General features: G+C 64.9%; 13 protein-coding genes and 1 pseudogene. 11 read left to right on the forward strand and 3 right to left on the reverse strand.

All coding sequences use genetic code 11. From position 1 onward, the window contains the following. The 9 genes and pseudogenes from AC1DFU_RS24320 to AC1DFU_RS24360 all read left to right on the forward strand — a co-directional run. Window positions 1–159 (forward strand): annotated as a pseudogene (locus tag AC1DFU_RS24320) (ABC transporter ATP-binding protein); the annotation flags it as partial. A gap of 91 nt (window positions 160–250) precedes the next feature. Next, window positions 251–1,459: an ABC transporter substrate-binding protein gene (locus tag AC1DFU_RS24325; RefSeq protein ID WP_441593508.1), complete on the forward strand. Its 1,209-nt coding sequence runs from the start codon at window positions 251–253 to the stop codon at window positions 1,457–1,459. A gap of 65 nt (window positions 1,460–1,524) precedes the next feature. Next, window positions 1,525–2,409: a branched-chain amino acid ABC transporter permease gene (locus AC1DFU_RS24330; RefSeq protein WP_092300384.1), complete on the forward strand. Its 885-nt coding sequence runs from the start codon at window positions 1,525–1,527 to the stop codon at window positions 2,407–2,409. Next, window positions 2,409–3,443 (forward strand): branched-chain amino acid ABC transporter permease, encoded by a 1,035-nt coding sequence (locus AC1DFU_RS24335; protein WP_369823531.1) that lies wholly within the window; start codon window positions 2,409–2,411, stop codon window positions 3,441–3,443. Before AC1DFU_RS24330 ends, AC1DFU_RS24335 begins: the two co-directional genes overlap by 1 nt. A 194-nt stretch (window positions 3,444–3,637) precedes the next feature. Continuing rightward, window positions 3,638–4,249 (forward strand): hypothetical protein, encoded by a 612-nt coding sequence (locus AC1DFU_RS24340; protein ID WP_255370966.1) that lies wholly within the window; start codon window positions 3,638–3,640, stop codon window positions 4,247–4,249. Between the two features lie 349 nt (window positions 4,250–4,598). Continuing rightward, window positions 4,599–5,750: an ABC transporter substrate-binding protein gene (locus AC1DFU_RS24345; RefSeq protein ID WP_092300378.1), complete on the forward strand. Its 1,152-nt coding sequence runs from the start codon at window positions 4,599–4,601 to the stop codon at window positions 5,748–5,750. Window positions 5,751–5,945: 195 nt separating this feature from the next. Further along, window positions 5,946–6,998, forward strand: a complete 1,053-nt coding sequence (locus AC1DFU_RS24350; protein ID WP_092300375.1) for a branched-chain amino acid ABC transporter permease — start codon at window positions 5,946–5,948, stop codon at window positions 6,996–6,998. Between the two features lie 108 nt (window positions 6,999–7,106). Then, on the forward strand, window positions 7,107–8,861 hold the full coding sequence (locus tag AC1DFU_RS24355) for a branched-chain amino acid ABC transporter ATP-binding protein/permease (RefSeq protein ID WP_255370969.1): 1,755 nt from the start codon (window positions 7,107–7,109) through the stop codon (window positions 8,859–8,861). Between the two features lie 9 nt (window positions 8,862–8,870). Further along, window positions 8,871–9,614 (forward strand): ABC transporter ATP-binding protein, encoded by a 744-nt coding sequence (locus AC1DFU_RS24360; RefSeq protein WP_441593510.1) that lies wholly within the window; start codon window positions 8,871–8,873, stop codon window positions 9,612–9,614. Between the two features lie 133 nt (window positions 9,615–9,747). On the opposite strand, the gene AC1DFU_RS24365 is transcribed toward AC1DFU_RS24360, so the two are convergent. After that, the gene (locus AC1DFU_RS24365) at window positions 9,748–10,668 is read right to left on the reverse strand and encodes a LysR substrate-binding domain-containing protein (RefSeq protein WP_092300366.1); all 921 of its coding nucleotides are present in this window, start codon (window positions 10,666–10,668) and stop codon (window positions 9,748–9,750) included. A 141-nt stretch (window positions 10,669–10,809) separates the two neighbouring features. Here AC1DFU_RS24365 and AC1DFU_RS24370 point away from each other — a divergent pair, with 141 nt between their 5' ends. Both AC1DFU_RS24370 and AC1DFU_RS24375 read left to right on the forward strand, forming a co-directional pair. Further along, on the forward strand, window positions 10,810–11,811 hold the full coding sequence (locus tag AC1DFU_RS24370; protein WP_092300363.1) for a Bug family tripartite tricarboxylate transporter substrate binding protein: 1,002 nt from the start codon (window positions 10,810–10,812) through the stop codon (window positions 11,809–11,811). 3 nt (window positions 11,812–11,814) lie between these two features. Continuing rightward, entirely contained in the window at window positions 11,815–12,693 is an 879-nt protein-coding gene (locus AC1DFU_RS24375) for an N-formylglutamate amidohydrolase (protein ID WP_092300360.1), read from the forward strand. A gap of 77 nt (window positions 12,694–12,770) precedes the next feature. On the opposite strand, the gene AC1DFU_RS24380 is transcribed toward AC1DFU_RS24375, so the two are convergent. After that, window positions 12,771–13,133, reverse strand: coding sequence for a hypothetical protein (locus tag AC1DFU_RS24380; RefSeq protein WP_092300357.1), 363 nt, complete (start codon window positions 13,131–13,133; stop codon window positions 12,771–12,773). A gap of 17 nt (window positions 13,134–13,150) precedes the next feature. Next, the gene (locus tag AC1DFU_RS24385) at window positions 13,151–13,606 is read right to left on the reverse strand and encodes a penicillin-insensitive murein endopeptidase (protein WP_092300354.1); all 456 of its coding nucleotides are present in this window, start codon (window positions 13,604–13,606) and stop codon (window positions 13,151–13,153) included. Between the last annotated feature and the right edge of the window lie 55 nt (window positions 13,607–13,661).

Genomic DNA, 13,661 nt, shown 5'->3' on the forward strand with positions numbered 1-13,661 from the left:
AAGGGCTACACGGTGGTGATGGTGGAGCAGAACTTCCGCTTCGCCGCGCCGCTGGCCGACCGCTTCTACGTGATGGAGCACGGGCAGATCGTCGAGCGCTTCGCCGCCGCCGAACTGCAGGCCAAGATGCCGGTGCTGAACGAACTGCTTGGGGTCTGATCCGCGCGCGCCCTCGTGCGTGCGGGTTACTCGATTGATGGTGGCAGGAACGGGTGGCGTGAGCACGCTGCCGAAACTCAGGAGACAAAACATGAAGATGACTCGGCTGGCCGTGGCTGTGGCGGCGACTGTTCTGGGCGCGGTGTCCACGGGGGCATCGGCGCAGGTGTCGGGCGACACCGTGAAGATTGGCTATATCACCGACCTGTCGGGCCTGTACGCCGACATCGACGGCCCGGGCGGCCTGGAAGCGGTGAAGATGGCCATCGAGGACCATGGCGGCAAGGTGCTGGGCAAGCCGATCGAGCTGATGTCCGCCGATCACCAGAACAAGGCCGACATCGCCGCCTCGAAGGCGCGCGAGTGGATGGACCAGCAGGGCCTGGACATGCTGCTGGGCGGCACCAACTCCGGCACGGCGCTGGCCATGAACAAGGTGGCGTCCGAGAAGAAGCGCGTCTATATCAACAACGGCGCCGGCACGGCCCGCCTGACCAACGAGGAGTGCTCGCCGTACACGGTGCACTACGCGTATGACACGGTAGCGCTGGCCAAGGGCACCGGCAGCGCGGTGGTGAAGCAGGGCGGCAAGTCGTGGTTCTTCCTGACCGCCGACTACGCCTTCGGCCACTCGCTCGAGACCGACACCGCCGCCGTGGTCAAGGCCAATGGCGGCACGGTGGTTGGCTCCGTGCGCCATCCGCTGTCGGCATCGGACTTCTCTTCGTTCCTGCTCCAGGCGCAATCGTCCAAGGCGCAGATCCTGGGCCTGGCCAACGCCGGTGGCGACACGATCAACTCGATCAAGGCGGCCAAGGAATTCGGTATCACGAAGAATATGAAGATCGCTGGTCTGCTCATGTTCATCAATGACGTGCATAGCTTGGGCCTGAAGAACACCGAGGGCCTGCTGATGACCGACAGCTGGTACTGGGACATGAACGACGACACCCGCAAGTGGGCGAATCGCTACTTCGGCAAGATGAAGAAGATGCCGAGCAGCTTGCAGGCAGCCGACTACTCGGCGGTCAGCACCTACCTGAAGGCGGTGGAGACGGCCAAGACCGACGATCCGGACAAGGTGATGGCCGAGCTGAAGAAGATGAAGATCAACGACTTCTACAACAAGGGGCAGATCCGCGCCGACGGCCGCAACATCCACGACATGTACCTGATGCAGGTGAAGGCGCCGGCGGAATCGAAGAAGCCTTGGGACTACCTGAAGGTCGTGGCAACGATCCCGGGTGACCAGGCCTTCACGACGGTTGCCGAGTCGAAGTGCGCAATGATGAAGAAGTAAGCATTGGTTTTGCGCCCCTCTCCCGCTGGCGGGGGAGGGGATAGACACTCAGGCACTCGACGCCAATGGACATATTCGGAATTCCTCTACCCGCCATGCTGTCCCAGTTGCTGCTGGGGCTGGTCAATGGCGCTTTCTACGCGATGCTGAGCCTCGGGCTGGCCGTGATTTTCGGCCTGCTCAACGTCATCAACTTCGCACACGGCGCGCTGTTCATGCTCGGCGCGCTGCTCGCCTGGGCGGGCATGGAGTACGCCGGGCTCAATTACTGGGTCATGCTGGCGCTCTCGCCGATCATCGTCGGCGTGCTCGGCGTGATCATCGAAAAGTCGATGCTGCGCTGGATCTACAAGCTCGACCATATCTACGGGCTGCTGCTGACGCTGGGCATCACGCTGGTGATCGAAGGCGTGTTCCGCTCGATCTACGGCGTCTCCGGCCTGCCGTACTCGCCGCCCGACGCGCTGCAGGGCGCCACCGACCTCGGCTTCATGATCCTGCCGAACTACCGCGCCTGGGTCGTGGTCGCCTCGCTGGTGGTCTGCTTCGCCACGTGGTTCGTGATCGAAAAGACCAAGCTCGGTGCCTACCTGCGGGCCGGTACCGAGAACCCCAAGATGGTGGAAGCCTTCGGCGTCAACGTGCCGCTGATGGTGACGCTGACCTACGGCTTCGGCGTGGCGCTGGCGGCCTTCGCGGGCGTGCTGGCGGCGCCGGTGATCCAGGTGTCGCCGCTGATGGGCCAGAACCTGATCATCGTTGTGTTCGCCGTGGTGGTGATCGGCGGCATGGGGTCGATCATGGGTTCCATCCTCACCGGCCTGGGCCTCGGCGTGATCGAGGGCCTGACCAAGGTGTTCTATCCTGAGGCATCGGCCACCGTGGTGTTCTTCATCATGGTGATCGTGCTGCTGCTGCGCCCGGCTGGCCTGTTCGGGAGGGAGAAGTGATGAGCGGACAAACCGGACAAACCGCGGTGCCTGTGAGCACCGGAACCGTCAGGAACGGAGTGGGTGTGCAGAAGAAGGTGCTTTACGGCTTGCTGCTGCTGGGGCTGATCGTGGCCCCGATGGCGGGCGCCTACCCGGTGTTCGTGCTCAAGGTGATGTGCTTCGCGCTGTTCGCCTGCGCGTTCAATCTGCTGATCGGCTTCACCGGGCTGCTCTCGTTTGGCCACGCGGCCTTCTTCGGCGGCGCCGGCTACGCGGCCGGCCATGCGATGAAGGTCTGGGGCGTGACGCCGGAAGTGGGCCTGATCCTCGGCACGCTGACCGGGGCCGGCATCGGCTACGTGGTCGGCTCGCTGGCCATCCGACGGCAAGGCATCTATTTCTCGATGATCACGCTGGCGCTGGCGCAGATGCTGTTCTTCATCTGCCTGCAGGCGCCGTTCACGGGCGGCGAGGATGGCCTGCAGGGCATTCCGCGCGGCAAGCTGTTCGGCGTGCTCTCGCTCTCCGAGGACATCACGCTGTACTACGTGGCGCTGGCCATCATCGTCGCCGCGTTCGCGCTGATCGTACGCACCGTGCACTCGCCGTTCGGCCAGATTCTCAAGGCCATCAAGGAGAACGAGCCGCGCGCGATTTCGCTTGGATACGATGTCGATCGCTTCAAGCTGCTCGCCTTCGTGATCTCGGCCGCGCTGTCCGGGCTGGCGGGTTCGATCAAGGCGCTGGTACTGGGCTTCGGCACGCTGACCGACGTGCACTGGTCGATGTCCGGCTCGGTGATCCTGATGACGCTGGTGGGCGGCTTGGGCACGCTGTCTGGCCCGATCGTCGGCGCCTTCGTGGTGGTGGCGCTCGAAAACAAGCTTGGCGACATCGGTTCGTTCCTGGCGCACCTGACCGGCATCTCCTGGTTCAACGCGCTCGGCGAGTCGGTGACGATGGTCACCGGCATCATCTTCGTGATCTGCGTGCTGACGTTCCGCCGGGGCATCATGGGCGAGCTGATCGCGCTGACGAGTCGCAAAAAGTAGCAAAAGTGCGAGTGATGACAGGCCGACATGCCCGCTTTTGGGGCTAGGGTTTCTGCTAGCTTGTTTCATACGCACCGCTTCGTTACATTGCATATACGGTTTTCGCAGGTTAAATGGAGGCGGAAGCGAGGAGACGACAGGCGCGCACCCGGTGTCGGGTAGCAGCAGCCAATACAATGAAAAGGCGTTGCCAGGTGATCCTTGGCAGCGCCTTTTTGATTTGTAGCGCCCGCTGGCGCGCCAGGCTTATCTCCCGACCGTCCTTCCTGTCCATGGATCACCCATCCCCGCATTCCTCGCGCCCACAAGGGCTCGTGCGGGTCGGCACCCCTGCCGACGCCGCCTTGATCGACGCCTGGCTGATGGCCCGCGCGCCGCTTGCCGTACCCGAGGCCCGCGCCCGCAGGCTGTCGCTGGAAGCACTCCTGGCGCAGGGTGCGCAGGGGCTTTGTCTTATCGATGGCGCCATCGCCGATGCCGGAAACCCGGGCGGCGAGGCGAGCCCCAACACGGTGCATGGTCTGCTACCGGTGACACTTATCCACAGCTTGTCCACCGGAGGCCGCGTTGCGCTGGCGGCGGAGTGGTGGGGGCCGGCCGATCTGGACGATCCGGCGGCTTCGACGGCGTCCCTCGCCGCCTGCTGTGACGTGCTGGCCGACTGGTGCCGCGCGCATGGTATCCGGCAGGTGTGGCTGGCGCCCGGCTTGCTGGCCGATCCCGCAGCCGCGCCGCGCGGCTTCGCCCCCGGGGCCGACGGGCTCCTGCACCGCAGCCTCGTGCCGACGCCCAAGCAGCTCGGCTGACCTCGGCATCGACCCCAATCCCGCTACTGGCCGGCTTTCCCGGCCGACCCTGACTGTTGCGCCCGCGCCGCTGCGGGTTAATCCCGCCTTTTCGTACGAAATCGCTGTGTTAGACTCGATTCGCATTCCCGACCGCACGGTCGGGGAATGCAACTGCGCAATCCGGGGGTAAACCGCGCAGGACGGGAAAATCAAAAGGGACGGTCTTCGAAGTTCCCGACATTGACGCTGGTGCCAGCGCTGCGCCGGCCATAGAGCCCGAAAAACGGGCCAAACCAAGAACTGAGGGCATCCGCCGGCCGGAAGCCGGCGGATGCCTTTTTCCTTTTTTGGAACCGAAGGAGACGAGATGACATTCAAGCGCGCCAGCGTGATGGCCCTTGCCGCCGCCAGCCTGTTCGCCGGGGCGGCCAGTGCCCAGGTCAAGGTGGGGGTCACCGTATCGGCCACCGGGCCTGCCGCTTCGCTCGGCATTCCCGAGAAGAACACGTTCACGCTGCTGCCCAAGGAGATCGCGGGCAAGAAGATCGAGTACTTCGTGCTCGACGACGCCACCGACACCACCACTGCCGTCAAGAACACCCGCAAGCTCATCAGCGAGGACAAGGTCGACGTGGTGGTGGGCTCCACGGTTACGCCGAACTCGCTCGCCATGGTCGACATCGCCGCCGAGAGCGAGACGCCGATGATCTCGATGGCCGCCTCGGCCCGCATCATCGAGCCGATGGACGCCAAGCGCGCCTGGGTCTTCAAGACGCCGCAAAACGACTCGCACATGGCCACTGCCATTGCGGAGCACATGACGAACAACAACGTGAAGACGGTGGCATTCATCGGCTTCGCGGATGCCTACGGCGAAAGCTGGGCGCAGGAATTCGCCAAGGTGGCGGAGATGCGCAAGATCAAGGTCGTGGCCAACGAGCGCTTTGCGCGCACCGACAACTCGGTGACGGGTCAGGTGCTCAAGATGATGGGCGCCAACGCCGATGCGGTGCTGATCGCTGGTTCGGGTACGCCGGCCGCGCTGCCGGCCAAGACGCTCAAGGAGCGCGGCTACAAGGGCAAGATCTACCAGACCCACGGCGTGGCCAACCCCGACTTCCTGCGCGTCTGCGGCAAGGACTGCGAGGGCACGTTCCTGCCGGCTGGTCCGCTGCTGGTAGCCGAGCAGCTGCCCGACAGCAATCCGGTGAAGAAGCCGGCGGTGACCTACAAGACCGCCTACGAGAAGGCCTTCGGCGGCCAGGTGTCGACCTTCGGCGGCCACGCCTGGGACGCCGGCCTGCTGCTGCAGAACGCAATCCCGGAGGCGCTCAAGAAGGGCCAGCCCGGCACCAAGGAATTCCGCAAGGCACTGCGCGACGCCCTGGAGCAGACCAAGAACCTGCCCGTCTCGCACGGCATCATCACCATGAGCCCCACCGACCACCTCGGCATGGACCAGCGCGCGCGCGTGATGGTGCAGATCGTGGATGGCAAGTGGAAGCTGCAAACGAAGTAAGCCGGCATTCGACCGGCGGTACGGAGCAAGTCGCGGAGTCACGAGGCAAAAAAGGGCGCATGGCGATCCATGCGCCCTTTTTTTGTCCGCCGGATCCTGTGATGATGCCCGCATGACCCTGTTCAGGAGGGCGGCGCCGCCAAGCTGGTAACGCCGCACCTCCTTCCACGACACGTTCCCAGACACGGGGAGACAATGGACCTCTCGATTGCGGCCATCCTGGCGCAGGACGGCATCACCTCCGGCGCCATCTACGCGCTGCTGGCACTGGCACTGGTGCTGGTGTTCTCGGTGACGCGCGTCATCTTCATCCCCCAGGGCGAGTTCGTGGCGTATGGCGCCCTGACGCTCGCCGCGATGCAGGCCGGCCACGCGCCGCAGACCACGTGGCTGCTGCTGGCGATGGGCGTGCTGACGTTCCTCTACGAGTGCGTGACCGTGCTGCGCAGTGCCGAGCTGCGCCGCACCGCCCCGCGCCGGCTGGCCGTGCTGGCCGGCAAGTACGTCGTGTTTCCGCTGGCCGTTCACCTTGTCGTGCAGCAGTACGGCGGGCAGCCGCTGCCGATGCTCGCGCAGATCGCCCTGACGCTGCTGATCGTGATTCCGCTCGGGCCGATGCTGTACCGGCTGGCGTACCAGCCGCTGGCCGAAGCCAGCACGCTGGTGCTGCTGATCGTCTCCGTGGGGGTCCACTTCGCCCTCGTGGGGCTGGGTCTGGTGATGTTCGGCGCCGAGGGCTCGCGTACCAGCGCGTTCTCCGATGCGCGCTTCGACATCGGCACCTTGAGCGTCTCGGGCCAGAGCCTGTGGGTGGTGGGCGTGTCGGCGCTGCTGATCGGCGCGCTGTACTTCTATTTCGAGCGCACGCTCCAGGGCAAGGCGCTGCGTGCCACGGCCGTGAACCGGCTCGGCGCGCGGCTGGTCGGCATCGGCACCACGCAGGCGGGGCGGTTGTCGTTCACGCTGGCGGCGGCGATGGGCGCGCTGTGCGGCATCCTGATCGCGCCGCTGACCACGGTGTACTACGAGTCCGGCTTCCTCGTGGGCCTGAAGGGCTTCGTGGGCGCCATCGTCGGCGGGCTGGTCAGCTATCCGGTGGCCGCGCTCGGCGCGATCCTCGTCGGCCTGCTCGAATCCTATTCGTCCTTCTGGGCCAGCGCGTTCAAGGAGGTCATCGTATTTACCTTGATTATCCCGGTGCTGTTGTGGCGCTCGCTGACCAGCAAGCATGTCGAGGAAGAGGAGTAAGCCATGACACTGCTGACCGAGAAGCCCGTGGCCGACAAGCCGGTGGAGATCATCCACCCTCGCACGAAGGCGCGCACCCCAGCCGCCACGCGCAATCGTATTTTCACGATGTTGTTCGTCGTCGTGCTGGCCCTGCTGCCTGTGCTGCCGACGCCCGAGTTCTGGATCACGCTCGGCAACTACATCGGTCTCTATAGCATCGTGGCGATCGGGCTGGTGCTGCTGACGGGCGTCGGCGGCATGACCTCGTTCGGGCAGGCGGCGTTCGTGGGCCTGGGCGCCTACAGCACGGCCTACCTGACGACGCAGTTCGGCCTGTCGCCGTGGTTCGGGCTGCTGGTGGGGCTGGGCATCACGATGGCCTGCGCCTACGTGATCGGGCTGATCACCATGCGGATGTCGGGCCACTACCTGCCGCTGGCGACGATCGCCTGGGGGCTCTCGCTGTTCTTCCTGTTTGGCAACCTTGAATTCCTGGGCAAGTACGACGGCCTGAATGGCGTGCCGGTGCTGTCGTTCGTCGGTGTGTCGCTGCAGTCCGGGCGCTCGATGTTCTATCTGATCTGGGTGGTGGTGCTGCTCGCCGTGCTGGCCATGCAGAACCTGCTGAACTCGCGGCCGGGCCGTGCCATCCGTGCGCTCAAGGGCGGCGGCACGATGGCCGAGGCGATGGGCGTGAACACCGCCTGGATGAAGGTGGTGATCTTCGTCGTGGCGGCGGTGCTGGCCTGCGTGTCGGGCTTCCTCTACGCGCACCTCCAGCGCGCCGTGAACCCGACGCCGTTCGGGCTCAACTACGGCATCGAGTACCTGTTCATGGCCGTGGTGGGCGGCGTGGGCCACGTATGGGGCGCGGTGCTCGGCGCGGGCATCCTGACCATCCTCAAGGACGTGCTGCAGGGGCTGCTGCCGAAGCTGCTCGGCTCCACGGGCAATTTCGAGATCATTGTCTTCGGTGTGCTGATGGTGCTGCTGCTGCAATACGCGAGCGACGGCATCTGGCCGTTCTTGCGCCGGCTGTTCCCGTCGGGGCCACCGGTGACGGCGCCGGACGATGCCCAGCCGCTGCCGGTGCGCCAGAAGCCCGAGGCCGGCGAGCTGATCCTCGACGTGCGTGCGGCGCGCAAGCAGTTCGGCGGGTTGGTGGCCGTGAACGACGTGAGCTTCCAGGTGCGCGCCGGCGAGATCATCGGGCTGATCGGGCCGAACGGCGCCGGCAAGTCCACCACGTTCAATCTCGTCACGGGTGTGCTGCCGCTGACGCGGGGCGAGGTGCGGTACCGCGGTGAGGTGATTTCGGGCTTGCCGTCGCGCGAGATCGTCAAGCGCGGCGTGGGCCGGACCTTCCAGCACGTGCACCTGCTGCCGACGATGACGGTCCTCGAAAACGTAGCCATCGGCGCGCACCTGCGCGGCGACTTCCGCCCCCAGGGCGGCGTGGCGGCGGCGATTCTCCGCATGAATCAGGCCGAGGAGCAGAAGCTGCTGTTCGAAGCGCGCCGGCAGCTCGAGCGCGTGGGGCTGGCCGACTGCATGTATATGGAAGCCGGCAGCCTCGCGCTGGGCCAGCAACGCATTCTGGAGATCGCGCGTGCGCTGTGCTGCGACCCGGCGCTGCTGCTGCTGGACGAGCCAGCGGCCGGCCTGCGTTACAAGGAGAAGCAGGCGCTGGCCGAGCTGCTGAAGAAGCTGAAGGGCGAGGGCATGAGCGTGTTGTTGGTCGAGCATGACATGGACTTCGTGATGAACCTGACCGATCGCCTCGTGGTGATGGAGTTCGGGACGCGCATCGCCGAGGGCGTGCCGGAGGAGGTCCAGAAGAATCCGGCTGTGTTGGAAGCCTATCTGGGCGGCGTCGAGTGAGGATATGAGATGAATCTGATTCTGGAAGTCGATGACCTGCATGTTCGCTACGGCAAGGTCGAGGCGGTGCATGGCGCCGGCCTGAAGGTGGAGGCCGGGAAGATCGTGACCGTGATCGGTCCGAATGGCGCGGGCAAGTCCACGATGCTCAACGCGATCATGGGCGCGCTGCCGGTGAGTGGATCGTCGAACGGCGCGGTGCGCTACCTCGGCCATGACATGGCGGGCATTCCGGTGGAGGGGCGCGTCGCGCGCGGCATGTGCCTGGTGCCGGAGAAGCGCGAGTTGTTCGCGTCGATGACGGTGGAGGACAACCTGCAACTGGGCGCGTTCCGTCGCAAGAAGGCCGGCGAGCGCAATTACCTCGATCAGATGGAGGTGGTCTACGGGCTGTTTCCCCGGCTGAAAGAGCGGGCGAAGCAGGACGCCGGCACGCTGTCAGGCGGCGAGCGCCAGATGCTGGCGGTGGGCCGCGCGCTGATGGCCAAGCCGCAACTGCTGATGCTCGACGAGCCCAGCCTTGGGCTGGCGCCGCTGATCGTCAAGGAGATCTTCCACATCATCCACAACCTGCGCGAGACCGGCGTAGCGACGCTGCTGATCGAGCAGAACGCGCGCGCCGCGTTGCAGGTGGCCGACTATGCCTATGTGATCGAGACCGGCGACATGGCGATGGAAGGGCCGGCTTCCGAGTTGGCTAGCAATCCGAAGGTGATCGAAACGTACCTGGGGCTGGCGAAGAAGGCGGCCTAGTGTACGAAGTAGGTACGGTTGGTTACCTGGATGAATGAAAGCCGGCGTTGAGCCGGCTTTTTTATTTGTGCAGGGAATATCAGGCTGGAGTAGATGGGCGGGATGGATGTTTTTTCCCTTGGCTTAGGAAATCTCATCTATCCAGTTCATCCTCCTTCGCCACCTCCAACAGCCATGCGCGGAAGCAATTCAGCGCCACATGGTCGCGCCGCTCCTTCGGGGCGCAGAGGAAGTATCCACGCTGCAGCCGGATCGGCAGATCGAAAGGGGCGACCACTGCGCCGGCGGCGATTTCGTCGCGCACCAGGCAGCGCTGGAGCACCGCCACGCCCATGTCCGCCTTCACTGCCTGGACGAGGATCGACACCTGATCGAAGCCGGTGGCCAGTCGGGGCGCAGCACTGGGTACGCCCGCTGCTTCGAGCCAGTGCTGCCAATTGGCGGGCGCCGTGGTGTGGAACAGCAGCGGTTCCTGGAGCAGATCGGCGGGGTGCTGCCATCTTCCCGCCGCGCGCCGTGCGTGGGCCCGTGCGGGGTGGCAGATCGGCACCATCTCGCGGCCAATCACATAGTCGACTTGCAGACCCGGCCACTTGTCGGCCACGCCGGCGAGCAGCGCCGCATCGGGCGACGGCCCGGAGAGATCCTCGTTGCGGCGATAGGGCACGAAGTCGAGCCGGATGTCGGGGTGTCGGCGGTGAAAGTCGGGCAGGCGCGGCACGAGCCAGACGCTCGCCAGCGTGGGGACGGCTGACAGCGTGAGGTGGTGCTGCCGGGCCTGATCCCGTTGCAGCATCGCCGCGCTGGCGGCTTCGATGGCGGCCAGTGGGCCAGCCACGGCCTCAAGATAGATTCGTCCCGCCTCGGTGAGCGTCAGCCGATGTGCGTTGCGATGGACCAGCGGCTGGCCGAAGTGTTCTTCCAGGCGCGCGATGGCCCGGCTGATGGCGCCCTGGGTCACGCAGAGCGTCTCCGCCGCGCGCGTGAAACTGCCCAGCCGCGCCGCCGTGGCGAACGCGTGCAACTCGGACATCGACGGGGAACGGAGCCGCATGGGGCAGGGCGCGGGGGCGCTTGGTTAGGATGAGCTTTGGTAATGCAACCGTGCAATATAGTCGTTTGTGCGCGACCGGTAAACTCCCGACACTCGACGCTCGGTATCCCCATCGAGAACGATAAAGAGGAGTTTGATCCCATGACCCGAGCCCGTTCCCCGCGACGCCAGTTCCTGCTGACCGGCATCGCCATGGCCGCCACGCTGGGCGCCACCGTCAGCGGCCACGCCATCGCGCAAGGCAGCTATCCGAACAAGCCGATCCGGCTTGTCGTGCCGTTCGCGGCGGGCGGTTCCACCGATCTGTCGGCACGCCTGGTGGCCGAATTCGCCGGCCGGGAGCTGGGCCAGACCATCGTCGTGGACAACAAGGGTGGGGCGGGCGGCTCCATCGGCATGGAGCAGGTGGCGCGCTCGGCGCCGGACGGCTACACGATCGGCATGGCCACTGTGAGCACGCACGGCTCGAACCCGGCCGTCTACCCGAAGCTCGGCTATGACCCGATCAAGGACTTTGCGCCGGTCACCAACGTGATTGCCATCCCGAGTGTGTTCGCCGTCCACCCGAGCGTGCCGGCCAAGACGATGCAGGAGTTCATCGCGCTGGCCAAGGCCAACCCGGGCAAGTACACGTTCGCGTCGCCCGGTGCGGGCTCGCTGGGGCACGTCAACATCGAGAACTTCATGATGCTGGCCAAGATCGACCTGCTGCACGTGCCGTACAAGGGCGCCGGGCTTGCGCTCAATGACGCCGTGGCAGGGCAGGTCAACGCGATCACCGACAACCTGTCGTCCACGCTGCCCCACGTGAAATCGGGCCGCCTGCGCGCGCTGGCGGTGCTGGGCGCGGCACGCTCGTCGCAGTTGCCGAATGTGCCGACCTATAACGAGCTCGGCTTCAAGGACATGGGCGATGGCGGCTGGTTCGGCATCGTCGCACCGGCCGGCACGCCGCCGGCCATCGTCGACAAGCTCAACGCCGCCATCCACAAGGCGATGCAGAACCCCGAGTTCAAGCGCAAGGTCGAGGAGTCCGGCGGTACGCTGGTCCCGACCACGCCTGACCAGTTCAAGGCGCAGATCCAGCAGGCCATGGCCCGCTATGCCCGCGTGGCCAAGGCTGCCAACATCAAGCTGGACTGAGCGATGACGACCTTCGAAGCTGTACAGGGCGACGCCCCGATTGGCCCGTTCTCGCTGGCCGGCCCCCAGGGTGATCCGCTGCCGCTGGTTTGCGATTCTCCGCACAGCGGCGTGTTCTATCCGGACGACTTCCGCGCGGTGGTGCCGCTGGCGCGGCTGCGAGGTGGGGAGGACACCCACATCGACACGCTGTGGGAAGCCGTGCCCGAGGTCGGCGGGACGCTGGTCGCGGCCACTTTCCCCCGCGTCTATATCGACCCGAACCGGATGCTCGACGACCTCGACCCGGACCTGCTCGACGGCCCCTGGCCGACCACGCTGGCCCCGGGCGAGAAGACGCGCCTCGGCTACGGGCTGGTCTGGCGCAGGCTGGATGCGAATACCCCGATCTATGACCGCAAGCTGTCCGTAGCGGAAGTGCAGACACGGATCGACCGCTATTACCGGCCGTACCACGCGGTGCTGTCGTCGGCGGTGGAGGCCGCTTACAGCCGCTTCGGCGCGGTGTGGCACTTGAACCTGCACTCGATGCCGAACAACGCCTACGAGCGGCTCAAGATCCAGAGCCCGCACCCGCTGGCGGACTTCGTACTGGGCGACCGGGACGGCACCACATGCGAGCCCGGCCTCGTCAACCTCGTGGAGCGGGAACTGCGGAAGATGGGCTACACCGTAGCCCGCAACGACCCGTACAAGGGTGTGCAGCTCATCGCCCAAATCGGCCGCCCCGCCGAGCGCCGCAATAGCCTCCAGATCGAGATCCGCCGCCCGCTCTATATGGATGAGGCAACCAAGGTACCCAATGCGGGTTTCGTGACCCTCCAGCGGGATTTGGGATTGCTGTCGGCGAGCATCGCCACGTATATCCGCGGGAAGCTTTGAAAGCGGTACGGCGATGTTTCACGTGAAACATCGGAGAGGGAAGGGCCCCGCGGAAGCGGGGCTTTTTCTTTGGGGGCTTAACAGATGACGCCGCCGATGCTTTTGCCGGTTTTCAAGTCGAAACCGACGTAGCACACGTATTCCTTGGCAGAGTATCGTAGACAAGAAATTTCTCTTTTTTCCCTCACGCGAGTCGAGGCGTCCGCACCGCATGCATCAGGCCGGTCCGGCCCAAGGGCGTTGAACATCTCTCGGGCGGCGCTACCCGAGATCAAAAAGGAAATCTTACTGTCGCCTTTGCTGGGCGGGATCGTGTCGCCAAGATAGCCGCCATATACAACGTACTCCACTTTTGCTGGACGAAACTCGTACTCCCATGCCGAAGCTGCAGCGCTCACTGCCGCCACGCCCAGCAATGTGGCGACCAGGACTATAGCCATTTGATATCTCATTGTCCTTATCCTCGGACACGAACGTGCAGATGGTTATCGTGGAACGGCTTCCGGACGACCCGTGGGATTGTGAGGTCGTTAAAGTACACATAATCCACGTGTCCGCATTGCCAAATGAGCTCGACGAGTCGGCGTGTGGCGGCGCGATCATAGGCCGCTTGCTGGTATTCGACTGGCATGTGTTTCCCGTCCTTACGGACGGGCCGAATGTCGATATCCAGCCCATCCCTATGCGATTTGTGGCCTTCGAAATAGGTGCTGTCGGCGAGACTAATGTTCCCGAATCCCAGCTTCCGATCATCGTGCCGGCCCCATTTGAACTCAAGGTTGAACAAGAACGACAGCATATTCGGATGCGCGTATTGCCCCAGGCCCGCGCTGGGCGTTCCATAGGTGTAGTACGACGCTTCCTCTGGCGCCTGCGGCAGCATGTGAAGACCCCGTGAATCCTGGAAATTCATGACTGAACTCCTGTCTGGTGAGTCCAAGATCATGCGCCGAGTCATGTTGCGACGC

The sequence above is a fragment of the Cupriavidus sp. 10L45 genome (genome assembly GCF_056395225.1).

Bases quoted from the DNA above. Each gene is read 5' to 3' on its own strand.
- AC1DFU_RS24350 (WP_092300375.1), top strand. From the start codon at position 5,946: ATGGACCTCTCGATTGCGGCCATCCTGGCGCAGGACGGCATCACCTCC.
- AC1DFU_RS24385 (WP_092300354.1), bottom strand. From the start codon at position 13,606: ATGAATTTCCAGGATTCACGGGGTCTTCACATGCTGCCGCAGGCGCCA.
- AC1DFU_RS24330 (WP_092300384.1), top strand. From the start codon at position 1,525: ATGGACATATTCGGAATTCCTCTACCCGCCATGCTGTCCCAGTTGCTG.
- AC1DFU_RS24365 (WP_092300366.1), bottom strand. From the start codon at position 10,668: ATGCGGCTCCGTTCCCCGTCGATGTCCGAGTTGCACGCGTTCGCCACG.
- AC1DFU_RS24325 (WP_441593508.1), top strand. From the start codon at position 251: ATGAAGATGACTCGGCTGGCCGTGGCTGTGGCGGCGACTGTTCTGGGC.
- AC1DFU_RS24360 (WP_441593510.1), top strand. From the start codon at position 8,871: ATGAATCTGATTCTGGAAGTCGATGACCTGCATGTTCGCTACGGCAAG.
- AC1DFU_RS24335 (WP_369823531.1), top strand. From the start codon at position 2,409: ATGAGCGGACAAACCGGACAAACCGCGGTGCCTGTGAGCACCGGAACC.
- AC1DFU_RS24375 (WP_092300360.1), top strand. From the start codon at position 11,815: ATGACGACCTTCGAAGCTGTACAGGGCGACGCCCCGATTGGCCCGTTC.
- AC1DFU_RS24345 (WP_092300378.1), top strand. From the start codon at position 4,599: ATGACATTCAAGCGCGCCAGCGTGATGGCCCTTGCCGCCGCCAGCCTG.
- AC1DFU_RS24380 (WP_092300357.1), bottom strand. From the start codon at position 13,133: ATGGCTATAGTCCTGGTCGCCACATTGCTGGGCGTGGCGGCAGTGAGC.
- AC1DFU_RS24370 (WP_092300363.1), top strand. From the start codon at position 10,810: ATGACCCGAGCCCGTTCCCCGCGACGCCAGTTCCTGCTGACCGGCATC.
- AC1DFU_RS24355 (WP_255370969.1), top strand. From the start codon at position 7,107: ATGTTGTTCGTCGTCGTGCTGGCCCTGCTGCCTGTGCTGCCGACGCCC.